Raw genomic sequence first — 23,023 nt, 5'->3', positions numbered from 1 at the left:
TATTTGTCCATGAATACCGCTGCATGGCTGCCCCGGCGCAGGGAGCGGAAGGGGCCAAATGCGTCAATAAGTTCAGGGACAAAGTCGGCTGGCGCGGCAATGATCCGGCATGATCGATCCGGCGAAGCCGCTCCGGGTGCTGGTGTCAGAAGGTTCCAGTACCTCAGCCCGCGAGGCCATCACGATACTGGGCCTGTCGGGCCATCATGTCGAGGTTTGCGATCCCTCCGCCCATTGCCTGGCGCGGTTCTCACGCTTCGTCCGCAAATTTCACCGCTGCCCGGGCCTGCGCACGGACCCCGCCGGATTTCTGGCGTTTGTCGAACAATTGCTGGCGCGCGAACGTTTCGATGTGCTGCTGCCGACGCATGAGCAGGGTTTTCTGTTTGCGCGGATGCGCGCGCGATTGGAAGGCCGTACCGGTGTTGCGCTGCCTTCATTCGAGAGCTATCGCACCGCGCACAGCAAGGCCGGATTCAGCCGGCTGCTCGATCAGTGGAAGCTGCCGCAGCCGCCGACGCGGATCGTGAAATCTGCACGCGCGCTGCGCGACGCCATCGGTTTTCCAGCCGTGGTCAAGACCTCGATCGGCACCGCAAGCCGCGGCGTCTGGTTCGTGCGCAATACGGATGATCTGGAAATAGCACTGTGTGATCTCGACGCCGGCGATGCGTTCGCGGGCGAGGTGCTGGCGCAGGACCTCATCACGGGCACCACCGAGAAGGCGCAGTCGGTGTTTTGCCGGGGACGGCTGGTCGGCTTTCATGCCTATCGGCAAGTCGCTGCCGGCGTCGGTGGCGGCGAGTCGATCAAGCAAAGCGTGGGCCGGCCGATAGTGCGCGCCTATCTCGAGACGATCGGCGGGCAACTCGGCTGGCATGGTGCGTTGTCGGTCGATTTTATCATGCCCGACGATGGTACGGCGCCGCTCCTGATCGATTGCAACCCGCGGCTGGTCGAGCCGGTCAACGCCTACCGCGCCGGTATCGACCTCGTTGGGTTGCTGCTGCGTGTCTCGCAAGGCGAGACGCCGGAGCCGTTGCCGGAGAGCCGCGAGGGCGTGCTCACGCATCTCGCGATGCAGGCGCTGCTCGGTTGCGCATCGCGCGGCGGCACGCGGGGCGATATTATCCGGGAATGCGGCCGGGTGTTTACCGCCAGCGGACCCTATGCCGGCAGCCACGAAGAACTCACGCCGGTGCGGCTGGACTGGTTCAGCGCGGTGCCGCTGGCGATCACCGCAGCATTTCTGCTGGCCTCGCCGTCGTCGGCGATCAAACTGGCGCGCGGCGGTTTTGGCGCGCATCTGCTCGATGTCGGGAGTATCCGGAAGATCGAGAGCGAGGGATTCTCACGTCGTCCCGGCGAAGGCCGGGACCCATAGCGGCCGATGCTTGTTGTTGAAAGGTCTCTACCCGCTTGCCGTTTCACAACGGCCGCGGCGTATGTTTCCCGGCCTTCGCCGGGACGACGACAAGCATTTGCGACTGAGGCCTACAACGGCTCGTCGTCAGTGCCGTGGCGGTCGTGCTTGGGCGTGGCGATGTCGCCATCCTCGTAATCGTCGTCCTCGACAGGCGGGCTTTTCGGCTTCACGGGCTTGTCGTTGTCCTGCCTGGGAGGCTCGCTCTTTTTGCCGTTTCCGCCCATATCGCGCCTTTTTGCCGGCTCAACCGGCTTTATCCGGACGAATTGACGCATTCACCGTAATACGACCGACTTTGCGCATTATACTAGCGGCAGCAACACGAATTTTCCTTGCCCTTTTTGCCGATATTGCTTCAAACGGGGCAATCACACGGAGCCAAAATGAAGAAGCCTCGCATCGAGACCGAAGAACAGCAGCCGCGCAAGATCATTCGCGCCGACAAGGCGCCGACCAATGGATATTCGCTTGTCGTGGATGGTCACTTCAAATCGCACCACGACACGGTCGAAGCCGCCGAAGAGGCGGGCACGGCGCTCAAGAACAAATTCCAGATGCTGCAAGTGCAGGTCTATGACGCCGAGACCAAGACGCGCTCGATGATCCATTGGCCACCGGCGTAACGCTGCAAGACCGAATTTTTAAACTGAACTTCAAGACTGGACTTCAAGGCTGAGCTCAAGGAGCTCAGCTCAGGGTCTTCGATCTCAAGTCCGTCGTCCGCCGCTTTGCTGGCTCGCCAGCCAATCGCCCAATGCCGGGGTCGGGCGCTTCTCGCCCGGCTTCTTCGATTTGGCCGCTGCCTTCTTTGCCTTGACGGGAGCCGGAGGTGCGGCGGCCTCGCGGGCAAGCCGCAACGCCTTCAGCTTCGCCATATTGTCGAGCATGGCCCTCGAGGCCGCATCGCGGTCGGCCTTGCCGGACCGCGCGTCCTGGGCTGCGCGGGTGGTTTTATCCAGACGCGCCTGGGCGCGGTCGCGATCATCTTTGCTCATTTTACGTCAGCCTTCTTCGCCACTTTGGCTTTCGCTTTGGGCTTGGCCTTCGGTTCGGGCGGATTGGCAAGGTCTTCAGCTTCCTTGGCCAGCCGCAGCGCGCGCAGCTTTTCAGTCCGCTTGCGAATCGCAATGTCGGAGGCCGCGATCTCGGCCATCGCCTTGATGCCCTCGACCTCCTGGGTACGCTTGCGGTGCAGCCGAATCTCTTTCATTTCGGCCGGACTCTTCGGTTCGTCGTTCATCATATACCTCTGGAACCGCGACGCATGCCGTCGGGCGGTGTTTCGGCGGTAATACCATGGATTGCGCCGCTGAGGGGGCGAATTTGGGTCGAAAACGCCCCCGTTATCGCGTTGATTCAGCCCTCATGGTGAAGAGCGGCGAGGTCATCGCCGTCTTCAGGACCGCTCTGGTCGAAAGTGGCCAGCCAGGCTGCCAATGTCGTTGACGCCTGACCTTCGGCTTTGACCTGGCGCAGCGCGATGCGGATGCCGGCGCGGCCGTGACGGTCACCGGCGATCGCCACCGGCGGTTCCCCCGCCAGCACCGCATCGACGACGCGCTGCTTGATCGCCAGCGTTTCGGGATCGCCGCACGCCGCCAGGATACGTTGAAAACGCTGGTGATGTGCCCGGTCGAACGGCCGGGCTTCGCCCATTCCGTCACGCAACGGATGCGGCGGATAGATGTGCGCGCAGGGGATCCAGCCTTCGGGAACCGGCTCGGTGGCTGCATGGGTCCGGCCGCTTTTCAGCAGTCTTGGCAGCACATGCGTGTGGGGCCCTTCCGGGCTCTTGCCCGAGGGCGGCGGGATCGGCTGATAGACCTCGATGCGGCCGAGCCGGCTGATGAAGACGCGATGGGGGTTCGCGCCAAGGATCATCCCCATCGCGGGATTGTCGTGTTCGAAGACGGCGCGGCCGCAGAGTTCGCGCAGCCGCGCGGCGAGATAGGGGTCGCCGACGCGCACGCAGAAATCCGCCTGCAGCGCACCGAGGCCGAGATCGAACAGGAAGGACTCTCGGTCCTCCGGCCGCAGCGCCTCGTGATCGGCGCCGATTTCCGTCAGCGCGTTGCGGCCGTTCATCGCACAATCGCCTGACGGCAGGCACAGCGCGATCCGATGGCTCCAGCCTGATTTGGTGATGCTCTCGGAGGCGAACGGCCGGCTGTTGCCGCCCGGTTTCAGCGCCATGCCGCCGCGCGGCGTCACGGCTGCAACGGCCTCGATCGATTGCGTCAGCCGCACCGGCTCGTCGCGGTCGCGTGCGAATTCGGCGATGGCGCCGAACGTGCCGAGGCTCCATTGCGTGTCGGGATCGGCGATTTCCCGCTGCAACAGATCGGTCGCCGCGACGGCGGAAACATCATGCATCAACCAGCATTCCCTTAACCCTCGGGGCCAAAGAGAATACTGGCTTGTCAGGTCAGGACAAGCCGGTCCGGAGCGGGCCCCGGACCGGCGTCCGGGCTCAGAACGTCGCGCCGGCCTTCACCATGTAGGTCCGGCCCGGCAGCGGATAGGCGCTGAAGCGGCCGTCGGTGAACGAGCTTGCGATCGCATAGTCGTAGTATAGCGCGTTGAGCACGTTGTTGACGCTTACCGACCAGAAGAAGTGCTGATAGGCCCCGCTCAGCTTGAAGTCGATGGTTGCATCGGCCGGGATGCGGCGCTGGGTATTTTTCTGGTCGTTGTCCATGTAGCGCTCGCTCCAGCCGCGCACCGTGGCGTCCGCAACCAGATAGTTCTGCCAGATATTCCAAGTCACGCCGCCACTGGCGGTGTAGCGGGACACCAGCGGAACGTCATTGCCGGCGAACTGCCCTTCACGGAACACCGCCCGGGTGTAGGCCACGCCGCCCCGCAGCAGCACGCTGTCGCTGATGCGAAGCGAGGCGCTGGTTTCCGAGCCGTAACGGCGGGTCGGATCGAGGTTGACGTTGTAGAACAGCGCGGGGACGAAATGGATCTCGTTCTCGAGGTCCATGTTGTAGATGCTCGATTGCATCTGGAATCCGCCCGACTTGATGCGGAAGCCGCCTTCGACGTCGTGCGAGGTCTGGGTTTTCAGCTGGAAGGTGCCGGGAATTGGGGTGAAGAAGACAGGATCGAAGGAGGGTCCGGAGGACAATCTCTCGTCGACATTCGGCGTGCGGAACGCGCGGGCGGCCCGGCCGAATACCGAGACGATATTGTTGAAGCGATGTTCGAGGCCGACATGCAGCGCGTATTGGCCTTCCCGGCTGTCGAGAGGCAGGTTTTGCGCCGCGCAGGTAAAGAAAAAGGCGCAATTCGGATCGTTGTTGACGATGTCCCTGGCTTTCAACGTGGTTTGTTGCACGCGGGCCCCGTACGAGAAATCGGTGGTCGGCAACAGCCCGATGGTTTGCTGGAAGTAGCCGGCCAAGGTTTGTTGCTGCAAATCATAGGTATGGATCGGCGGCAAGCCCCGGTCCGTCGGACGTTCCTGGTGGAAGGTCGCGTCGTAATAATCGATGCCGGTCAAAATCTGTGAGGGCATCCCGAACAGCACATGCTTGATGCTCAATCGCGGCGTGATCGACCAGGTCTGCAGGTGGGCGTCGACGTAGCTGTTACCGAAGGGATTGAAGAAGGCGGCCTGCTGCTTCTTGTCTCTCACGCCGCCGTCGACGATCAGATCGACGCCGTTCATCAGCGTCTTGGTGAACCCTGCGGTGGCGTTGGCGCCCTGCTGGTTGCCGTAGTCAAACGGCGTGGCGGCGCCGCGCCGGTTGGTGGCGAGTTCATCGAGGCCAATCGAGGGATCGACGAGACGGCCGCCCGGGAAACCCAGCTTCTGGTCGTCGCCGGACAGGGTCAGGAACGCTGTAAGGCCGGGCGTGGTGTAATTGAGGTTGCCGACCCCGTTGCGCTGGTCGAGCGCGTTGTTGACGCGGTAGCCGTCGGACTTGATGGCGTTGCCGTAGAACGACGTCGACCACGGACCGAAATTGGTCGCGGCCGAGACCGAGGCCATGCGCTGGTTGAAGGACCCGACGCCGGCTTCGCCGCGGATCGCGACCGGCGGACCGCCGACGCCGTTTTTAAGCACGATGTTGATGACGCCGCCGACCGCATTGTCGCCGTACAGCACCGCGCCGCTGTTGCCGCGGGTGATTTCAATGCGCTCGATCGAATCGCGCGGGATGGTGGAAAAATCGACACCGGCCATGTCGACGTCATTGAGCCTGCGGCCGTTGATGAGCACGAGGGTGTTGGAGGTCGCAAACGCGCCGAATCCGCGCAGATCGACGCTGGTCTTCGCGCCGTTGACGCCGCCATACAGGCTGGTGAGCTGCACGCCCGGTGTTTGCGCGATGATTTCCTGCAAGGTCTGCGCGGGTGAATGCGCGATTTCTTCAGCCGTGATGACGGTCGCCGATGTGCCGACGATGCCGGCGAATTGCCGGACGGGCGCTCCGCCGCCGCCCGGGCCATCGCCTTGCGACGCGACGTTCGAGCCGGTCCCCGGCGCAGGGTTCCGATTGCTTGACGGTCTCGGATTCGGCGCGACGACGCGGCGTGTGCCCGAGCCCTGATCTGAAGCAGGCTTGGCGCGGGTCCGGTTCTGGTCGCCGGGCGGGTTGACCTCGATCGCCGGCAATTGATCGGCGGCCGCGGCGGTCTGCTGGGCCTGCGCGCCGGAAATGCCGAGCGCCATGATCGGTGCCAGAAAGCTGGACGCCAGCAAAAGACGGCGGCACCGCTTGGCGGCAGTGGTGGTGGAAGACATGGTTCAGGCCTCGGTATGACGTCAGTGGCACGTCACAGCGAACCAAGTCCCACCATCGTGCTGTAAGCAGCTCTGGTGAAACTAATGCCTGTACTCCCCGACCGACATCTTCGCGTGTGACCACGGCTGACGGCAGGTCTCCTGGCTTGCGGGTCGTTACCTTTCGTCGCCTTCCCAGGACCGAGAATCCCAGTGGCGTAGGACGAAAGATTCACCGCTTACAGTTGCGGGGGCAGCCGCGGAATTGGGGGACTGTCCCCGCACCGCATTCCCTTTTGATCCCCAAAACGGGAACCGTCGAAAATTATGGTAGAAGTTTGTCAAAGATAGAGTCAATCCCATCAGGCCTCGCCTGCGATCCTCACTGGACGAGTGCGTCTTTTATGTCGCATGAGCAGTACCGTTCGAACGCGTAGTGCGGTACGGGCTGACCGTTCGGGGACGATCGATGAGTGTTGAGACCATCATTGCTGCAAACGAGGAGGCCGCACGGCGCCGGATTGGCGTGACGGCCGCGCTTGCCGGCCTCGTCGGGCTGTTGGTGCTGATCTCGCTCGGCATCGGGCCGGTGCGGCTGTCGCCGCTGGCGGTGATGGAAGCTCTCCTCGGCGGCGGCAGCGATGTGTCGCAGGTGATCGTGCGGGAAATCCGCCTGCCGCGGACCATCCTGGCGCTGGCGATCGGCGCCATCCTGGGCATGTCAGGCGCGTCGCTGCAGGGCCTGCTGCGCAATCCGCTGGCCTCGCCCTCGCTGTTCGGCGCGCCGCAATCGGCCGCCTTCGGCGCGGTGCTGGTGATCGCGCTGGGCTGGGCAGATGTGCGCTCCTATGCGCTGCCTGTGGTGGCGATCGTGGCCGCGTTCGGATCGGTGTTCGTGCTGCTGACGATCGCCGGCCGCAATGCCGGGCTGCTGATCCTGATCCTGGCGGGCCTTGCGATTTCGAGTCTGGCGGGCGCCGCCACCGCGCTCGTGATGAACCTCTCCAGCAATCCCTTCGTGGTGCTGGAGATCGCGTTCTGGCTGCTCGGATCGCTGGAGGATCGCAGTTTTCAGCACGTGATGCTGGCGCTGCCGTTCATCGTTGCCGGTGGCATCATCCTGTTCAGCCAGCGCCATTCCTTTCGCGCGCTCAGCCTCGGTGAGGAAACCGCGCAGAGCCTCGGCGTCGATGTCGGGCGCCTGCGGCTGATCGTGATCACCGGCGTAGCGCTTGGGGTCGGCGGCGCGGTTGCGGTCACCGGCACCATCGGCTTCATCGGCCTCGTCGCGCCGCATCTGATGCGGCCCTTGATCGGCCACGATCCGGCGCGGCTGCTGGTGCCGAGTGCGCTGGCAGGCTCGGCGCTGCTGCTCGCCGCCGACATCGCGGTGCGGATCATTCCCTCGACCAGCGACATCAAGGTCGGCGTGCTGACCTCGATCATTGGCGTGCCGTTCTTCCTCTATCTGATCGCGCGCGAACGCCGCGCGCTCGGGGGAGGTGTCGCATGAGCGAAGCAACGCTTCTCACGGCGCAGGGCGTGAACGTGACATTGGCCGGCCGCCATGTGCTCAGCGATGTCTCGCTGTCGCTGACCGCGGGTCATCTGGTCGCCTTGGTCGGGCCGAACGGCGCCGGCAAAACCACGCTGCTGCGGGCGCTGTCGGGGCTGCTGCTGTCCTCAGGCAGTGTCCATATCGGCGGCGATGCGCTGGCCGATCTGTCGCTGCGTGAACGCGCAAAACGCTTTGCCTATCTGCCGCAGGGCCACATCGTGCACTGGCCACTGCCGGCGCGCGACATCGTGGCGCTCGGCCGCTATCCACACGGCGCGACCGATCCGGCGCGGCTGTCGCCAAGGGATGCCGAAGCGGTACTGCGCGCGATGCAGGCGGTCGATGTGGTGGAGTTCAGCGAACGCCGCGTCACCGAACTGTCCGGCGGTGAGCGCAGCCGCGTCGCGCTGGCGCGCGTGCTGGCGGTCGAAGCGCCGGTGATATTGGCCGACGAGCCGACCGCCTCGCTCGATCCGCGCCACCAGATCGACGTGATGAAGAATCTGCGCGCCACCGCCGACAAGGGCGTGCTGGTCATCGTGGTGACGCACGACCTCGGCCTGGCCGCACGATTCGCCGATCATGTGCTGGTTCTGAAGGAGGGCCGGCTGGTGTCGCAGGGCGCACCGGTGGAAGCGCTGTCGGAGCAGGTGATAGCCGACGTGTTCCGGATCAGCGCCTACCGCGCCGAATACCAGCGCGAGGCCGTGATCGTGCCGTGGGCGGATCTGTGATGCGCGGCCGGCTTGGCGTGCTGCTGGCGGTTGCCGCGCTGGCGATGCCGGGCGGGGCGGCGCTGGCCGCCAAGCTGCCGCGCATCGTGTCGATGAACGTCTGTAGCGATCAATTGCTGCTGTCGCTGGCCGATCCCGAACAGATCCTGGGGCTTTCGCGTTATTCGCGCGATGCCTGGGTGGCCGGTGACGTCGCCCGCTATCCAAAACTGTCGGGCGGCGCGGAAGACGTGATGGTGCTGAAGCCCGACATCGTCGTCGCCAATCTGTACGACAAGCGTTCGACGCGGGAATTGCTCAAAGCGCATGGGCTGCGTCTCGCCGAACTCCCGGTGCCGCGAACGCTGCCCGAGGTGAAGGACCAGATTCGCGAGTTCGGTGACATCGTCGGCCACCCCGATCGCGCGGCGGCGCAGATCGCGTTGCTCGATGCGGCGTTGGCGCGGGCGCGCCAGGCTGTCGCCGCAAAACACTATCGGGTGCTGCCGCTGTCGCGGCGCGGCTGGGTGGCCGGCAGCGACAGCTTTGTCGGCTCGCTGCTGGCGGAGACCGGGCTGTTCAACACGGCCGGCGATCTCGGCTTCAACTTTGGCGGCTTCGCCTCGCTCGAGGCGATCGTGAGCCAGAAACCGGATTTGCTGCTGGTGTCGCAGGCCGGCGATTTCGCGCGCGACGACGGCCAGGCTTTTCTGTTGCATCCGGCGCTCGCGCGGTTCTATCCGCCGGAAAAACGTATCGTGATTCCGGAACGGCTGACCGAATGCGGCGGCGTGATGCTGGCGGAAGCGCTGGACGTGTTGACGGCGGAATTGAAGCGGGTGGGACGGTGAAGTACTTCCGTCGTCCCTGCGAACGCAGGGACCCATAACCACAGGTCGCTGTAACCTAAGCAAGGCGTCGGCCACTGCCTTCCATCATCGGTGCCGCGGCGTATGGGTCCCTGCGTTCGCAGGGACGACAGCAACGCTTACCCCATCACCACAGGGCCGCCGGCTTTCTTCCAGGCGTCGATGCCGCCTTCAATATGGGCGGTGTTGGCAAGGCCGGCGTTCTTGGCGGCGGTCACCGCCATCGCCGAGCGTTCGCCGAACGCGCAGAAGAACACCACGCGGCGGCCGGTCGCGGCCGCGACTTCGCGCAGCATGCCGCCCGGCGCCAAGCTTTCGGCGATGCCGGGGTAGGGCGCATGCAGCGCGCCCGACAGCGTGCCGTGCTTGGCGCGCTCGCTGGCTTCGCGCAGATCGACCAGCAGGATGTCGGGCTTGCCGATACTGTCGATCGCGGCGCGCGCCGACAGTGCGAGGCCCTGTTTGGCGAGATCGTCCTGGTGCAGGCCGACATGCATGTTGGCCGGCAGCACCACGTCCATCAGTTTTGGATTCGGCAGATTGAGATTGTTCATCAACTCGACATACTCGTCGATGCCGCGGACCTGCAGGCGCGGATTGTAGCGCTTCTCCTCGCCGATGGTCGAAACCGTGTCGCCCTTATAGTCATGGGCGGGGAATACCATGGTCTCATCCGGCAGCTTCAGCAGCCGGTTGAAGATCGAATCATACTGCGCCCGCGCGCTGCCGTTTTGGAAATCGGTGCGGCCGGTGCCGCGGATCAAGAGCGTGTCGCCGGTGAAGACGCGGTCGCCCATCAAATAGCTGTAGGAATCATCGGTGTGGCCGGGCGTGTACAGGGCATCCAGGCTCAAACCTTCGATCATCACCTTGTCGCCGTCGGAGACGCGCATCGACACCACGTCGGCCTTGCTCTGTTCGCCCATGATGGTGATGCACTGGGTGCGATCGCGCAGTTCGCCGAGGCCCGTGACGTGGTCGGCGTGCAAATGGGTGTCGACCGCCTTGACCAGCCGCAGATCGAGTTCGCGCAGCAGCTGGCAATAACGGTCGGCCTTTTCCAGCACGGGATCGAGGATCAACGCCTCGCCGCCGGCGCGGCTGGCCAGCAGGTAACTGTAGGTGCCCGAAACGCTGTCGAAGAGCTGACGAAAAATCATGGTCGCTGCCGCGTTCGCTATTGGAGTCTCGCGGAGGATATTATTCTATTTTGGCCGCCTCCTCAAACGGCTTTCGTCTCTGTGCGCGGCTTTTTCGAGGTAGTCTTGCTTCCTCAGGGCCGGCCACAGCTCTCCAGTCATTGCCTGCGACAAACGCAAAGCGTTTGCGCAACGTAGCGCAAGCGACGAAGCAATCCATCTATCCCCGCGCGGAGAGGTGGATTGCTTCGCTCCGCTCGCAATGACGGTGGAAACAGTCACGGCCTGACCAGCGTATATCCATTCTCGGTCAGGAACAGAATCTGCGCGACACCAACCTGCACCGGCGTCGCCGCCGCGATGAACTCCGGTCGTTTGCCGTTTTCGCGTTCGAGCGTGTCGACGGTGTTGAGGCAGATATCGAACCGCGCGCCCTGGGCGACCAGGCTCTCGACCATTTTGCGGTTGGGATTTTCCGGGCGCAGCAATTCGATGCCCGGGCCGAACGCGACGATTTCGATCGCGACCTTGTCGGGGTCGTAGTGCTTCATCAGGTTGCTGGCGACGCTGAGCACGAGGCCCTGCTTGCGCGGGTCATTGTCCGAAAGCTGCAGCACGATCTTGTGCTCGGCAAACGGCTTGTCCTGCAGCGGCGCCTGCTGGGCGCGCACGACCGGTGCAGTCGCTGCGATCAACAGCGCCGCGGTCATGATGCGCAGGGTGGTGATAAGGCCCGTCATACCTGTTTCGAAATGCCCGGATTGCCTTCGACGCCTTTCAGCGTCACGCCCGGGGCCGAGCGGTTGGGCGGCTTGCCCGACTTCAGATGCTTCGCCACCACGTCCCAGACCGGCGCGCCGGTCTGTTCGTTGACCGAGGCCCATCCCGCCACCTTGTAGCTCTTGGCGGCCTGCAGCTGATAGCCATTATCGAGCGTCAGTTCGGAGATTCGCTTGCCGACGCTTTCCGCCGGCGTGCAGGCATAGGCGAGGCCGCCGAGCCGGACCATGTCGCCGCCCTGCTGGTAGTAGGGATCGGTGTTGAAGAGGTTGTCGCAGACGTCTTCGAGCACGTCCTTGATCTGGCTGCCGGTCATGGTCACGACGTAGGTCTCGGGATAGGTGACCGCGGTTTGCGCCAGCACGTCTTCCATCGTGAGCGGCTGGCCGGTCAGCGCCGTGGTGCCCCAGCGGAAACCCGGCGACAGCGCGATCTCGGCATCGAGTTCGCCGCGCAGTGCGTCGCAGATCAACTGATCCATGCTGCCGCTGAAATTGCCGCGGCGGTAGAGCAGCCGATCGGCGGAAGCGATCTTGTCGACCCAGTCGCCCGCATGCGGCGCGCGGGTCTTGTCGATCAGCCCCTGCATCGCCGGATCTGGCTTCAGCAGTTCGGAGAACACCGGCAGCAGCCGGTAGCGCACGTTCGCGACCTTGCCCTTGCCGATGTCGAGATCGAGCACGGCAAGGAACTTGCCGTTCGAACCGGCATTGGTCACCAGCGTGACGCCGCCCGGATTGGTCACCGCAATCGGCTGCGGCACCGCGTCGTGGGTGTGGCCACCCAGAATGACATCGATGCCGGTGACGCGGCTGGCGAGCTTGAGATCGACATCCATGCCGTTATGCGACAGCAACACGACCGCATCGACCTTGTCGGTGTTGCGCAAGCCATCGATCAGCTTCTGCAGCTCTTCGTCGCGGATGCCGAATTTCCAGTCCGGCGTGAAGCGCTTGGGGTGCGCGATCGGCACGTAAGGAAAAGCCTGTCCGATCACGGCAACCCGACGGCCGCCGATCTCCTTGATCGTGCTCGGCTTGAACACGCGGCCCGAGGCCGGATCGAACGCCTTGGCGTCGTTGAAGGCGGCTTCCTCGGTCAGGAAAACGTTTTGCGCCAGGAACTCGCCCTTGAAGCGCTCGAGGTTGCTGCGCAGCGCCTTCTCGCCATAGGTGAATTCCCAATGGCCGGTCATCGCGTCGATGCCGAGCAGGTTCGAGGCGGCGACCATGTCGGCGCCCTGCATGACATTGGCAAGGCCCGTGCCCTGCCAGAGATCGCCGCCGTCGAGCAGCAGCGAGCGGCCGGCGCCGACATCGCCGCGCAGGCGGTCGACCAGCGTCTTCAGATGCGCGAAGCCGCCGAGCTTGCCGAACCGCTGCGCGGCCTTTTCGAATTCGATGCAGGTGAAGGCATAGGCGTCGGCGCTGTCGGGCCGGATGCCGAAGCGGTCGAGAAATGCTTTGCCGACCAGATGCGGCGGATTGCCCTGCATCGAGCCGACGCCGAGATTGACGCTGGGCTCGCGGAAAAACACCGGCTTGAGCTGCGCATGGGTGTCCGTGATGTGCAGGATGCGCGCATTGCCGAAGCGTTCGAGGTCGTAGACGCTGTCGGCGCTGCGCGCGAGGCGCGGCAGGCCGCCTGCGAGGGTAGCCGCGCCTGCTAGCGTCAGAAATTCTCGGCGGCGGATCGGCATACTAATCTCCGCGCGTCGCAAAACGCTCTCAACGAATTTCCAAATCTCTCCAGCGTTCCTTTTCGCTGGTGGCCTGGAAGATCGAAGCTTTGGCCAGCGCTTCCGCTTCTTTGGCTGACGCGGTGGCCTTGTCGAAATCGCCGCCATCGGCGAACTTCTTGGCGGCCGCCAGCGTCGAGGCCGTCGTGGTCCATTGATTGCGCAAGGAAGCCGCCTGCTTGTTGGCAGCTTCCGCCGCGGCGTAGGCGGCCTTGTAGTCGTCCTCGCCTGCGGCCAGCGCCGAGGTCGCACCAAGCAGCAGCAACGCCGCGATCGATGTGAGTGTCGTGATCCTCATGGCCGCGCTCCCGGGCCTGATATCGGCAATCCGTTGCTGACATAGGACAGGTAGTATTCAACGTTGCGGTATTCATCGTCCTGCGGCGTCAGCGGCACGCCGCGGATCTGGCTGTTGCAGGTGGTGAAGCGCCGGCTCGTCGTGCCCATGCCGTTCCATTCGGAGCGATAGATCGGCATCGCGTTGACAATGCCGAGCGCCGGCGCCAGCACTTCGGTGCGGACCTTCTCGCCAGGACTCTGCACATGGCAGGTGGCGCAGGAGAAATTGAGCTGGCCGCGCCGCGTGTAGAAATACTCCTTGCCGTTTTCATAAGCAGCCAGGGCGCGCGGGTCGTTCGGAACCTTGATGTTGAACGGCTTGCCGCGCGAGGTGAAGGCCATATAGGCGGTCAGCGCCGCCATCTCGTCCCGCACATAGGAGAACGCCGGCTCGCCATTGGCCTCGCGGCAACGGTTCAGCGCCAGCTCCAGCGTGATGACCTTGCCTTCTTTCTCGTCGAAGGTGGGATAGTCCTGGCGGATGCCGATGCCCTGATTGGGGAAGCAGTCGCCATAGGTCTTGCCGTTCTTGAACGGCTTGGAAAACATCTCCTTGCCCAGTTCGAGCGAGAACTCGTAGGGCGGGAACTGTTCCTTGTCCTGCCATTGCTTGTACAGGTCCGCGTCCATCGAATAGGGGCCGTTGACGAAATCCTCCGGCTTCAGCTTGGGGAATTTGTCGTAGAAGAATTTCTTGAACGCTTTCTCGTCGGCGACCGGATCGACCTTGTCGGCGGAGACCGCAGGCGGCGCGGCGAACGCCAGCAGAGCCAGCGCGAACGCCGTCGCCGCGAACTGTATCGTGGATCGCAGCTTCATTGAATCTTCGCCGTTGTCGTGTCGGTGGCGCCCTTGTTGTCGACCCAGCTCACTTTCAGCTCGTCGCCCTTCTTGCCGCCCTTGAAGGCGAACTTGACATAGGGATCCTTGGAGACGCCGCCGCCCCAATCGGCTGTGAATACCGGCTTGCCGTCATATTCGAAGGTCAATTGCTGGATGAAATGCGGCGGAATGAGCTCGCCCTTGGAATCCTTGATGAAGCCGGAATCCATCGGGTGCTGGATCAGCGCCTGCACTTCGGTGGTCTCGCCGGACGAGGTGGCGCGCACGCGAATGGTCGATGCCATTGTTTCGATCCTTCGATTATCTGTGTCTTAACCGCCGCAGCCGCCGACGGTGACTTTGACTTCCTTGGTGGCGCTGTAGAGCTTGCCGCCGGCTTCGACGACAACGATCACGTTGCTGGTCTTCGCCATCTTGATGCGGTTGGCAACGTTCGGCATCGTGCCGGCCGGAATCTTGTAGGAGGCCACCAGAGCGACCGGGTTTTCAGCCACCAGGAACGAGATCGAGGTCACGTCGGCGAGCGTCGTCGTGACCGATACCGGCACCACCGCGCCGTTCTCGGCGATCTCGGGCGCGTCCATCTTCACCTTGTCGGAAGCCTCCGCGGTCTTGCCGTAGAGCGACTTGATCGCGTCGGCTTCGGTCTTCTGCTTGAACGCCTCTTCCGGATATTTGTCGTTGGCGGCCGCGAACGCCGGCGCGAGGCCAAAGGGAAGATTGCCAAAAGAACTGCCAAGGCCGACCAGCGCCACCGCGCCCGCGCCTTGCAGGATCAGGCGCCGCGTGGCGGAAAATCCATTGTCAGTATTTGTCATCCGAAAGTTCTCCTGAAAGGCGCGCCGTCACAATGTTTGCAGGAAATCCACGACCGCGCTGATTTCCTTGTCGGTCAAAATCCGGTTTCGTCCGAACGGAGGCATCACCGTCAGCGGATTGCGCTTGGTTTCGTCGTAGATAATGGCGACGAGCTCGTCGCGGTTGGGGTATTTGCTTTTGATGTCGACCAGTTCCGGCCCGAGCGTGCCGGGATACTGGCCGCCCTTGATCGCGTGGCAGGTCAGGCAATTGCCCTTGCTGCGGTCGAAGGCCAGTTTCTGGCCTTCCGCCGCCGCGGACTGGGCAGAAGCGGGGCTCGCGGCTGCGCCGATCGATAGCGCCAGCACCATCGCCGCGATCAGCCCAAGCTTGTTTTGAGGTGTGTTGCTCAAGGACGTTTCCCGTAATTTCTATTCAAGCTTGCCAACTCTATTTTGCTTGCATCGTGTCGAGCGGACCCGTCGTACGTGGCGTCAGGTTCTTGCCTTCCGCCGTGGACACGATTTTGACGCCGGCGGGGTCAACGCATGCGTTCATGCACGGTTTCGCTGCCGTATCGGGCCTCGGATCGGTCCAGAGGAAATTGTCGCGATTGGGCATTTTGACTTTCGGCAAGCTTTCCCGGTCGGCGACAAATTCACTGGGAACGATGTCGTTCAGGTTCAGAATATAGGCGGTCAAAGCATAAACGTCATCGGCTGACAATGTGTGCGGTGCAGCCATCGGCATGGCGCGGTTAATGTAGTCCCACAGGGTCGGCGCAAACGGCCAGTAGCTGCCAACCGTCAGCTCCGGCCGATCGTCCCTGAGCGTCCCGGCCCCGCCGACGAGCTTGGGAAACCGGCCCTCGCCTTCGCCGAAGGTTCCATGGCAGGCCGCGCATTGCTCGGCATAGACCTCCGCGCCCCTGATCACGCCGCCGCGGCCCGCGGGCAGGCCCACACCATCCTCGCCGCGCGCATCGATATCCCAGCCGGCAATCTGCCCAGGCGTCGCCCGCTCGCCATAGCCGTAATATCCGGGATGTCCGGGCTCGGCGGCGTAAGCGCAGGTGCCGGCGGCGGCGATCATGCCGGCGCAAAGCAGCGCGAGGTGCTTAACCGAGCTGGACATCGAACACGCTTCCGTCGCCCTTAACCTGCCACGTCTGGATCGAATTGTTGTGGTAGACCGAATTGGTTCCGCGCTGCTTGCGCAGCTGCGCGATGGTCGGCTGCACATAGCCGGTCTCGTCGATCACGCGGGATTCCAGCAGCGCCGGCGCGCCGTCCCAGCGCCAGGGTATCGTGAATTTCGTCAGCGCTTTCGAAAGCACCGGCTCATGCAGCCGCGCGCTCTGCCAGTTGACGCCGCCGTCGGTCGAGACGTCGACGCGCTTGACCTTGCCGTTGCCGGTCCATGCCAATCCCCTGATTTCATAGAGGCCGGGACCCGAGAGCGGCTTTTCGGGGCAGGGGAAGGTAATGACGGATTTGGCGTCGATCAGCCAGGTGAAGCCGCGCGAGGTGCCGTCCGGCATCAGGTCGGTATATTTCGAGGTCTCTTCGCGCGAATGCCAGGGTTTGTCGCCGAGCTTGATCCGGCGCAGCCATTTGATGCTGACATTGCCTTCCCAGCCCGGCACCACCAGCCGCAGCGGATAACCTTGTTCGGGCCGCAGCGCCTCGCCGTTTTGCGCGTAGACCACGAGGCAATCGTCGAGGCATTTGTCGAGCGGCAGGCTGCGGTTCATGTGCGCGCCGTCGGCGCCCTCGACCATGACCCACTTGGCCTCCTTCTTGATGCCGACCTCTTCCAGCAGGGTCGACAGCCGCACCCCGGTCCATTCCGCGCAGGAGATCATGCCGTGATTGAACTGCAGCGAGTTCAACTGCGCGGCGCGCCACTCCATGCCGCCATTGGCCGGGCATTCGATGAAATGGATGCGCGTCACGGACGGGAAACGGACGATGTCCTTCATCGAGAGCAACAGCGGGCGCTCGACCAGGCCATGGATCATGAGCTTGTGCTGGTCCGGATCTACGTCGGGCCGGCCGGCGTGATAGCGCTCGAAAAACAGCCCGTTGGGCGTGATGATGCCGTGCAGATCCTGCAGCGGCGAAAAGCTGATCGAGGATTCGGTGCCGGCGGTGAGCCACGGCACGTTGCGCCTGATGACGCCGGCCTCGGTATCGGCGGGCCGGCCATAGGGCCGGTCCACCACGCCGGGCCCGATCGATTGCGACCATGGCGCGTCCGCGGGCGGGGAAGCCGGCGAGGGCTCTGCATTCCCCTGTTCTGGACCGAGCGTCAGGCCGCCGGTCAGCGCCGCGCCAAGGCCGAGCAGGGAACGCCGGCCGAGCCGCGTGTGCGCGCCCGTGCTCGACAGTAGAGATATGCTGCGCCAGAGATCAGGCCGCACGTTTCATTCCCCTTGACGCCACATGGCCGCATCATTTGTTGCTTTTTCGCGGGTTTATCGGCATTCACTAATTTAGTCAATGCTAAATAACAATGGGCGCGATAAACTGATACACCGCGCCCAGTCGGCGCTGATTTCGATCCGGATACAGGCGATGAGAGCAGAAGCGGCAACAACCAACAAGATGCCCATCGGCAACGCCGCAGAGGACGAGGCGTCCCTGAAGAAGCTGGCGAAACAGGCCGGTGAGGCCGCGCGACTGCTCAAATTGCTCGGTCACGAGAAGCGGCTGCTGGTTCTCTGCTTTCTCGCGGTGCGCGGCGAGATGACTGTCGGTGAACTCGTCGACGTCGCCAAGCTCAGTCAGTCGGCGTTGTCGCAGCATCTGGCAAAATTGCGTGCCGACGGCCTGGTCGAATTCCGGCGCGCCTCGCAGACGCTGCATTATCGCGTGGTCGATCAGCGCGCCCTGCGCGTCTTGCAGCTCTTGAAGGAAATCTATTGCGAAGACTTGAAGTGAGATTTTGCGGTGGCTGAGTTTGTGGTGGAGTTTGGCAAGGATGGCCGGCCGATTGAGGCCGACGGCCGGCTGGATGCGGCCGCATTCCATCGCAACCATGCGCCGATCTGGGCGGTGCTGCAGAAATTCCTCGCCGGCAAATCCGGCGACGTGCTGGAGGCCGGCAGCGGCACCGGCCAGCATGTGGTGCATTTCGCCCGCCATGCGCCCGACGTCATCTGGTGGCCGAGCGATTTCAACGACGCGCATCTGAACAGCATTGCGGCGTGGCGCGCGCATGCGGGTCTGCCGAACATCCGTCCCGAAATGCGGATCGATCTCAGCGATCCCGCATGGTGCTCTCAGATGCAGGACGGCGGCGGGCCTTCCGACTTGCTGGCGGTGTTCTGCGCCAATGTGATTCACATCGCGCCCTGGCGCGTCGCGGAAGGATTGTTCGCCGGCGCGGCGCGCTACTTACGCAGCGACGGTCGGCTGTTTCTCTATGGCCCCTTCAAGCGCGACGGCAAGCACACCGCGCTCAGCAACGCCGTCTTCGACACCAGCCTTCGCGACCGCGACCCCGAATGGGGCGTGCGCGATATTGCCGATGTCAGCCGGTTGGCTGAAGGCGTTGGGCTTGCATTGATCGAGGCGGTGCCGATGCCCGCCAACAACATGATCCTGGTCTTCGAACGCCGCGCGTAACGCGCGTGCATCAGGTTGACGAAATTTCCGGACCCACCATCTGATGCTCTATCGCAGCATTCAGCCGGAGATCTTCATGCCCTCACGCGCGCGTCTTGACGAATTCATCGCCGTCGTCGTTTCCGGCGACCATGCCGGCGCCATCGAGCGCTATTACACCGAAGACGCCACCATGCAGGAGAACAGCGCGCCGCCGCGCGTCGGCCGCGACGTGCTGGTGGGGCAGGAGCGCGCGACGCTGGAGCGGGTGTCTGATGTCGTCACCACCTGCTTGTCCTCGGTCCTCGAAGGCGATCGTGTCGCGATCCACTGGATCTTCGATTTCACCTATCCATCCGGCAAGACGATGCGGATCGATGAAGTTGCGATGCAGGAATGGCGCGGCGACCGGATCTTTCGCGAGCGGTTCTTCTATGAGCCGCCGAAGAAGGCCTGATGACAGCTGCTGACATTTCGGCGGCGGTCGAAGCTTTTTGCTTTGCTATCTGCTAACCGTCGTCATGGCCGGCCTCGTGCCGGGCATCCACGTCTTGCTATTGCCGCAGAGGCAAAAGACGTGGATGGCCGGGACAAGCCCGGGCATGACGGTGCAAGAACAAAGAACAAGAATGTTAAAAGGCCCCATTCACACCACACCCGACGAAACCTCGCTCCGCTACGACGGCTGGCGGATTGTGCTCGTCTGTTTCCTGCTCGCGACCTTCGGCTGGGGGCTCGGCTTTTACGGCCAGAGCGTCTATGTCGCCGAGCTGCAGCGGCTGCACGGCTGGCCGGCGTCGCTGATTTCGCTCGGCACGACGTTCTTCTATCTGTCCGGCGCGGCGCTGGTTGCCTTCGTCAGCGAGGCGATTAGGGCGTTCGGTCCCCGGAACTGCATGATCGCCGGCATAGGCACGATGGCGATCGCCGCTGTTGCGATCGGCCAGGTGCGCGAACCCTGGCAGCTCTATCTCGCCAACGCTTTTCTCGCCTTCGGCTGGGCCGGGACCAGCCTCGGCATGATCACCAACACGCTGGGCCTCTGGTTCGACAGGAAGCGCGGCATGGCGATCAGCCTGGCGCTGAACGGCGCCAGCTTTGGCGGTATCGCCGGCGTGCCGCTGCTGGTACTGGCGATCGGCTATTTCGGTTTCCCGGGCGCGATGATTGCCGCGGCGGTGGTGATGGTCGCGCTGATGGTACCGGTCATCCTGATCTACGTCGGACGGCCGCCGGGCCATGCGAGCGTAAACGGGGGCGCGGTGAGCGCCGCGGACGCGCCGTCGCCGACCCAGATTCGCGCGCGGGCATTTCGCGATATCGGCTTCCTGTCGGTATCGTTAGCCTTCGCGCTGGTGCTGTTCGCGCAGGTCGGCTTCATCGTGCATCTGATCTCGTTTCTGGATTCGGTGATCGGGCGCGAGCGCGCGGCGATCGCGGTCGCGCTATTGACCGCCATGGCGGTGGTCGGCCGCGTGCTGTTTTCGTTCGTGATCGACCAGATGAACCAGCGGCTGGCATCCGCGCTCTCGTTCGTCAGCCAGGCGGTGGCGCTGGTGGTCGTCATCAACGTGCACAATGATTACGCGCTGATGGCGGCCTGCGCGCTGTTTGGCTTTTCGGTCGGCAATCTGATCACGCTGCCGGCGCTGATCGTGCAGCGCGAATTCGATCCGCGCTCGTTCGGCGTGCTGGTGAGCCTGATCACCGCGATCAACCAGATCACCTATGCATTTGGTCCCGGCGTGGTCGGACTGCTGCGCGACATGTCGGGAAGCTATTCGCTGCCGTTCTACGGCTGCATTGGTCTTGAGTTGATTGCCGCCGTGCTGATCATGATTCGCGGGAAGACGGCGTCATTGCGAGGAGCGTAGCGACGAAGATCCATAGCGCCGCGGGCGGAGAGATGGATTGCTTCGCTTGGCTCGCAATGACGGTGAGAAACGACTACGCTTCCCGTTGCCGCAGCAAATCTTCGAGGTCCAGCCGCTTCGTGAACATCGACAGCGAACCATCAGCCGCGCGCGGCCATTCCTCCTTGGGCCGGTCCCGGTAAAGTTCGACGCCGTTCTCGTCGGGGTCGCGCAGATACAGCGCCTCGCTGACACCGTGGTCGCTGGCGCCGTCGAGCGCAATGCCGGCCTGCATCACCCGATGCAGTGCGTCCGCCAGCGCCGGGCGGGTGGGGTAGAGGATCGCGGTGTGGAACAGCCCGGTGGTGCCCGGCGGCGGCGGATGGCCGCCTTTGCTTTCCCAGGTGTTGAGGCCGATGTGATGATGATAGCCGCCGGCCGAAATGAACGCCGCGGCCGAGCCCATCCGCTGCATGATCTCAAAGCCGAGCACACCGCAGTAGAACCCGAGCGCGCGTTCGAGGTCGGCGACCTTGAGATGGACATGCCCGATCCGTGTGCCGGCGATGATGGGAGTGTTGTCGGGCATGTCGATGTCTCCATTTGCCTTGCCGAGATCTTAAAGTAGGGAGAATCCGGGAGACGGATACCGGCAATTCAGAAACCATGCGTTTCCAAATCTTATGCCAAGTCCGAAACTTCCCCATCCGGCAGCCCGAACTCGAACGTGTTCAGCGTCATCGAAACCATCGTGTAGTATCCGCACAGCCCGATGACCTCTGTCACGCCGCGCACCGTAAGCAATTCCACCGCCGCGTCGTACAACGGCTTGGAGACGCCGTGCCCCTCGTGCAGCGATTTCGCGACGTCGTAGATCATCTGGCCCTTGGGGTCGTCGAAGGTGGGCGTGCGGCGGTCGCGGATGTCGTCGATGATTTTCGGGTCCATGCCGCCCTTCAGCGCCAGGCGCTTGTGCGCGAACCATTCGTAATGCGAGGTCCAGTGCCGTGCGGTGACGAGGATCGCGATCTCGGAAAGCTTTGCGGGAAAGATCGTGTTGAAACGAAGTTGCTCGCCGAGCCGCGTGGCATGCTTGGCCATCTGGGGGCTGTTGAGCCAGGCCATCATCGGCGCCGGCGCGGCGCCGCGCTTGCCGGCAATCGACTCGTCGTAGGTTTCTTTTTGCTCGGGGTTCATTTCGCCAGGCGAAAGCAACTTCAGCCGCATGTCGGTTTCCTCTTGTTTTTCAATCGTTGCCGCCTCTGCGATACACCCGATCCCGGCGCGTGACTACGGCGATACGAGCATGGCGCGGCGCAGAGAGATGTTGAATTCCGCGATGCGGCGACTAAGGTCGTTTCAACTCGCCCCATATGGAAACGCACCATGTCCGATCCTGATCAATTCCGCCGTGAAACCCGCGCCTGGCTCGAGGCCAATTGCCCGCCGGAGATGCGCAAGCCCATGACCTCGGAGGGCGACACGTACTGGGGCGGCCGCAACGCCAAATTCTCTTCCGAACCGCAGCGTGTCTGGTTCGAACGGATGCGCGACAAGGGCTGGACCGTGCCCGACTGGCCAAAGGAATATGGCGGCGGAGGGCTCGATCGCGCCGAGCACAAGGTGCTGCGCGAGGAAATGGCCGCGATGGGCGCGCGTTCGCCGCTGTCGAGTTTTGGTATCTGGATGCTCGGGCCGGCGCTGCTGAAGTACGGCAACGAGGCGCAGAAGAAGGAGCACCTGCCGAAGATTGCCGCGGGTCTGATCCGCTGGTGTCAGGGTTACTCCGAACCGAATGCCGGCTCGGACCTTGCCTCGCTGCAGACCCGTGCCGAGAGCGATGGCGATGATTTCGTCATCACCGGCCAGAAGATCTGGACGTCGTACGCCAACTACGCCGATTGGATTTTCTGCCTGGTGCGTACGGATGCGTCAGCCAAGAAGCATGACGGCATCAGTTTCATTCTGTTCGACATGACGTCGGAGGGCGTCACGACAAAGCCGATCCTATTGATCTCGGGCTATTCGCCGTTCTGCGAAACCTTCTTCGATGGTGTGCGGGTGCCGAAATCGCATGTGGTCGGCACCGTCAACCGCGGCTGGGATGTGGCGAAATATCTGCTGCAGCACGAACGCGCGATGATCTCGGGCATGGGCGAGCGCGGCGTCGGCCGGCCGCTCGGCCAGGTCGCGGCCGATTCGGTCGGCAGCGACGAGCAGGGCCGGCTGGAGGATCCGATGCTGCGCGGCCAGATCTCGACCTTTGAGATCGACGAGGCGGCGCTGTCGGCGGCGGCGGAGAGCGCGGTCGATCTGGCCAAAGCCGGCCAGTCGCATCCGGCGTTTTCCTCGGCGATGAAATATTACGGCACCGAGCTCAACAAGCGCCGCCATGAAATCCTGATGTCGGCCGGCGGCGTCGACGCGCTGGAATGGGAGAGTGAGCGCTCCAAAGGCGGCGCCCGCCCGCGCGCCTGGCTGCGCACCAAGGCCAATTCGATCGAAGGCGGCACCTCGGAGGTGATGCTCGGCATCGTCGCCAAGCGGATCCTCGATCTGCCGGGGGCGTAGTGCCCAACCTCTCTCGTCGTCCCTGCGAACGCAGGGACCCATAACCACCGCTGTTG

Annotated in this window: 27 protein-coding genes and 1 riboswitch; of the genes, 10 read left to right on the top strand and 17 right to left on the bottom strand. The window is 63.5% G+C overall.

From position 1 onward, the window contains the following. The first annotated feature begins 109 nt into the window (after nucleotides 1-109). Nucleotides 110-1,384, top strand: coding sequence for an ATP-grasp domain-containing protein (locus tag JQ629_RS04790; RefSeq protein WP_212411536.1), 1,275 nt, complete (start codon nucleotides 110-112; stop codon nucleotides 1,382-1,384). A gap of 110 nt (nucleotides 1,385-1,494) precedes the next feature. Here the strand turns inward: JQ629_RS04790 and JQ629_RS04785 are convergent, their stop codons facing one another. Continuing rightward, a complete protein-coding gene (locus JQ629_RS04785) occupies nucleotides 1,495-1,650 on the bottom strand; it encodes a hypothetical protein (protein ID WP_212411535.1) in 156 nt (51 codons plus the stop codon). 159 nt (nucleotides 1,651-1,809) lie between these two features. Between JQ629_RS04785 and JQ629_RS04780 the strand changes: the two genes are divergently transcribed. Further along, the gene (locus JQ629_RS04780) at nucleotides 1,810-2,049 is read left to right on the top strand and encodes a hypothetical protein (RefSeq protein WP_212267341.1); all 240 of its coding nucleotides are present in this window, start codon (nucleotides 1,810-1,812) and stop codon (nucleotides 2,047-2,049) included. Between the two features lie 84 nt (nucleotides 2,050-2,133). Here the strand turns inward: JQ629_RS04780 and JQ629_RS04775 are convergent, their stop codons facing one another. The 4 genes from JQ629_RS04775 to JQ629_RS04760 form a co-directional block, all read right to left on the bottom strand. Further along, nucleotides 2,134-2,421: a hypothetical protein gene (locus JQ629_RS04775; protein ID WP_249134823.1), complete on the bottom strand. Its 288-nt coding sequence runs from the start codon at nucleotides 2,419-2,421 to the stop codon at nucleotides 2,134-2,136. Continuing rightward, entirely contained in the window at nucleotides 2,418-2,666 is a 249-nt protein-coding gene (locus JQ629_RS04770; protein ID WP_249128059.1) for a transcriptional regulator, read from the bottom strand. The genes JQ629_RS04775 and JQ629_RS04770 overlap by 4 nt, the downstream gene beginning before the upstream one ends. A 116-nt stretch (nucleotides 2,667-2,782) precedes the next feature. Beyond that, the gene (locus JQ629_RS04765) at nucleotides 2,783-3,799 is read right to left on the bottom strand and encodes a DUF6925 family protein (protein WP_212411533.1); all 1,017 of its coding nucleotides are present in this window, start codon (nucleotides 3,797-3,799) and stop codon (nucleotides 2,783-2,785) included. A 97-nt stretch (nucleotides 3,800-3,896) separates the two neighbouring features. Next, nucleotides 3,897-6,179 carry a TonB-dependent receptor gene (locus JQ629_RS04760; RefSeq protein ID WP_212411531.1) on the bottom strand — a complete coding sequence of 761 codons (2,283 nt, stop codon included), beginning with the start codon at nucleotides 6,177-6,179 and terminating at the stop codon, nucleotides 3,897-3,899. A 114-nt stretch (nucleotides 6,180-6,293) separates the two neighbouring features. Next, nucleotides 6,294-6,493: riboswitch (cobalamin riboswitch) on the bottom strand. A gap of 134 nt (nucleotides 6,494-6,627) precedes the next feature. Between JQ629_RS04760 and JQ629_RS04755 the strand changes: the two genes are divergently transcribed. From JQ629_RS04755 to JQ629_RS04745, 3 genes are read left to right on the top strand one after another with little or no spacing between them, the layout of a single operon-like run. After that, on the top strand, nucleotides 6,628-7,671 hold the full coding sequence (locus JQ629_RS04755) for a FecCD family ABC transporter permease (protein ID WP_212411529.1): 1,044 nt from the start codon (nucleotides 6,628-6,630) through the stop codon (nucleotides 7,669-7,671). Next, nucleotides 7,668-8,450 carry an ABC transporter ATP-binding protein gene (locus JQ629_RS04750; RefSeq protein ID WP_212411527.1) on the top strand — a complete coding sequence of 261 codons (783 nt, stop codon included), beginning with the start codon at nucleotides 7,668-7,670 and terminating at the stop codon, nucleotides 8,448-8,450. Before JQ629_RS04755 ends, JQ629_RS04750 begins: the two co-directional genes overlap by 4 nt. Then, nucleotides 8,450-9,280 (top strand): ABC transporter substrate-binding protein, encoded by an 831-nt coding sequence (locus JQ629_RS04745; RefSeq protein WP_212411525.1) that lies wholly within the window; start codon nucleotides 8,450-8,452, stop codon nucleotides 9,278-9,280. The genes JQ629_RS04750 and JQ629_RS04745 overlap by 1 nt, the downstream gene beginning before the upstream one ends. 137 nt (nucleotides 9,281-9,417) lie before the next feature. Here the strand turns inward: JQ629_RS04745 and JQ629_RS04740 are convergent, their stop codons facing one another. The 10 genes from JQ629_RS04740 to soxC all read right to left on the bottom strand — a co-directional run bounded on the left by JQ629_RS04740 (nucleotide 9,418) and on the right by soxC (nucleotide 17,333). Beyond that, entirely contained in the window at nucleotides 9,418-10,458 is a 1,041-nt protein-coding gene (locus JQ629_RS04740; protein WP_212267358.1) for an MBL fold metallo-hydrolase, read from the bottom strand. 257 nt (nucleotides 10,459-10,715) lie between these two features. Beyond that, nucleotides 10,716-11,177, bottom strand: a complete 462-nt coding sequence (locus JQ629_RS04735) for a DsrE family protein (protein ID WP_502752375.1) — start codon at nucleotides 11,175-11,177, stop codon at nucleotides 10,716-10,718. Beyond that, nucleotides 11,174-12,916: a thiosulfohydrolase SoxB gene (soxB, locus tag JQ629_RS04730; protein ID WP_212411523.1), complete on the bottom strand. Its 1,743-nt coding sequence runs from the start codon at nucleotides 12,914-12,916 to the stop codon at nucleotides 11,174-11,176. The genes JQ629_RS04735 and soxB overlap by 4 nt, the downstream gene beginning before the upstream one ends. Nucleotides 12,917-12,944: 28 nt before the next feature. Next, nucleotides 12,945-13,253: a hypothetical protein gene (locus JQ629_RS04725; RefSeq protein ID WP_212267363.1), complete on the bottom strand. Its 309-nt coding sequence runs from the start codon at nucleotides 13,251-13,253 to the stop codon at nucleotides 12,945-12,947. Further along, nucleotides 13,250-14,113 carry a sulfur oxidation c-type cytochrome SoxA gene (soxA, locus tag JQ629_RS04720; RefSeq protein ID WP_212411520.1) on the bottom strand — a complete coding sequence of 288 codons (864 nt, stop codon included), beginning with the start codon at nucleotides 14,111-14,113 and terminating at the stop codon, nucleotides 13,250-13,252. Before soxA ends, JQ629_RS04725 begins: the two co-directional genes overlap by 4 nt. After that, nucleotides 14,110-14,421, bottom strand: a complete 312-nt coding sequence (gene soxZ, locus JQ629_RS04715; protein WP_212411518.1) for a thiosulfate oxidation carrier complex protein SoxZ — start codon at nucleotides 14,419-14,421, stop codon at nucleotides 14,110-14,112. Before soxZ ends, soxA begins: the two co-directional genes overlap by 4 nt. Nucleotides 14,422-14,448: 27 nt before the next feature. Beyond that, the gene (soxY, locus tag JQ629_RS04710; protein ID WP_212411516.1) at nucleotides 14,449-14,955 is read right to left on the bottom strand and encodes a thiosulfate oxidation carrier protein SoxY; all 507 of its coding nucleotides are present in this window, start codon (nucleotides 14,953-14,955) and stop codon (nucleotides 14,449-14,451) included. Nucleotides 14,956-14,982: 27 nt separating this feature from the next. Next, entirely contained in the window at nucleotides 14,983-15,306 is a 324-nt protein-coding gene (soxX, locus tag JQ629_RS04705; RefSeq protein ID WP_212267552.1) for a sulfur oxidation c-type cytochrome SoxX, read from the bottom strand. 79 nt (nucleotides 15,307-15,385) lie between these two features. Then, on the bottom strand, nucleotides 15,386-16,027 hold the full coding sequence (locus JQ629_RS04700) for a c-type cytochrome (protein ID WP_249134822.1): 642 nt from the start codon (nucleotides 16,025-16,027) through the stop codon (nucleotides 15,386-15,388). Nucleotides 16,028-16,052: 25 nt separating this feature from the next. Continuing rightward, nucleotides 16,053-17,333, bottom strand: coding sequence for a sulfite dehydrogenase (soxC, locus tag JQ629_RS04695; protein ID WP_502752415.1), 1,281 nt, complete (start codon nucleotides 17,331-17,333; stop codon nucleotides 16,053-16,055). Between the two features lie 208 nt (nucleotides 17,334-17,541). Here soxC and JQ629_RS04690 point away from each other — a divergent pair, with 208 nt between their 5' ends. The 4 genes from JQ629_RS04690 (at nucleotide 17,542) to JQ629_RS04675 (ending at nucleotide 20,417) form a co-directional block, all read left to right on the top strand. After that, nucleotides 17,542-17,877, top strand: coding sequence for an ArsR/SmtB family transcription factor (locus JQ629_RS04690; protein ID WP_212411675.1), 336 nt, complete (start codon nucleotides 17,542-17,544; stop codon nucleotides 17,875-17,877). A 9-nt stretch (nucleotides 17,878-17,886) separates the two neighbouring features. Then, nucleotides 17,887-18,564, top strand: coding sequence for a DUF938 domain-containing protein (locus JQ629_RS04685; RefSeq protein ID WP_212411512.1), 678 nt, complete (start codon nucleotides 17,887-17,889; stop codon nucleotides 18,562-18,564). A gap of 76 nt (nucleotides 18,565-18,640) precedes the next feature. Further along, nucleotides 18,641-19,000, top strand: coding sequence for a nuclear transport factor 2 family protein (locus JQ629_RS04680; RefSeq protein WP_212411511.1), 360 nt, complete (start codon nucleotides 18,641-18,643; stop codon nucleotides 18,998-19,000). A gap of 172 nt (nucleotides 19,001-19,172) precedes the next feature. Then, nucleotides 19,173-20,417 (top strand): MFS transporter, encoded by a 1,245-nt coding sequence (locus JQ629_RS04675; protein WP_212411510.1) that lies wholly within the window; start codon nucleotides 19,173-19,175, stop codon nucleotides 20,415-20,417. A gap of 73 nt (nucleotides 20,418-20,490) precedes the next feature. On the opposite strand, the gene JQ629_RS04670 is transcribed toward JQ629_RS04675, so the two are convergent. Together JQ629_RS04670 and JQ629_RS04665 are read right to left on the bottom strand one after the other, a co-directional pair. After that, the gene (locus JQ629_RS04670) at nucleotides 20,491-20,985 is read right to left on the bottom strand and encodes a VOC family protein (protein ID WP_212390822.1); all 495 of its coding nucleotides are present in this window, start codon (nucleotides 20,983-20,985) and stop codon (nucleotides 20,491-20,493) included. A gap of 92 nt (nucleotides 20,986-21,077) precedes the next feature. After that, entirely contained in the window at nucleotides 21,078-21,623 is a 546-nt protein-coding gene (locus JQ629_RS04665) for a carboxymuconolactone decarboxylase family protein (protein WP_212411509.1), read from the bottom strand. Nucleotides 21,624-21,782: 159 nt separating this feature from the next. Between JQ629_RS04665 and JQ629_RS04660 the strand changes: the two genes are divergently transcribed. Next, nucleotides 21,783-22,967 (top strand): acyl-CoA dehydrogenase family protein, encoded by a 1,185-nt coding sequence (locus JQ629_RS04660; protein ID WP_212411508.1) that lies wholly within the window; start codon nucleotides 21,783-21,785, stop codon nucleotides 22,965-22,967. Nucleotides 22,968-23,023: the final 56 nt, after the last annotated feature.

This window comes from Bradyrhizobium sp. AUGA SZCCT0222, assembly GCF_018130205.1.
Taxonomy (GTDB): Bacteria; Pseudomonadota; Alphaproteobacteria; order Rhizobiales; family Xanthobacteraceae; genus Bradyrhizobium.
The sequence above is the reverse complement of the archived record's forward strand: the minus strand, read 5'-3'. Positions and strand labels throughout refer to the sequence as shown.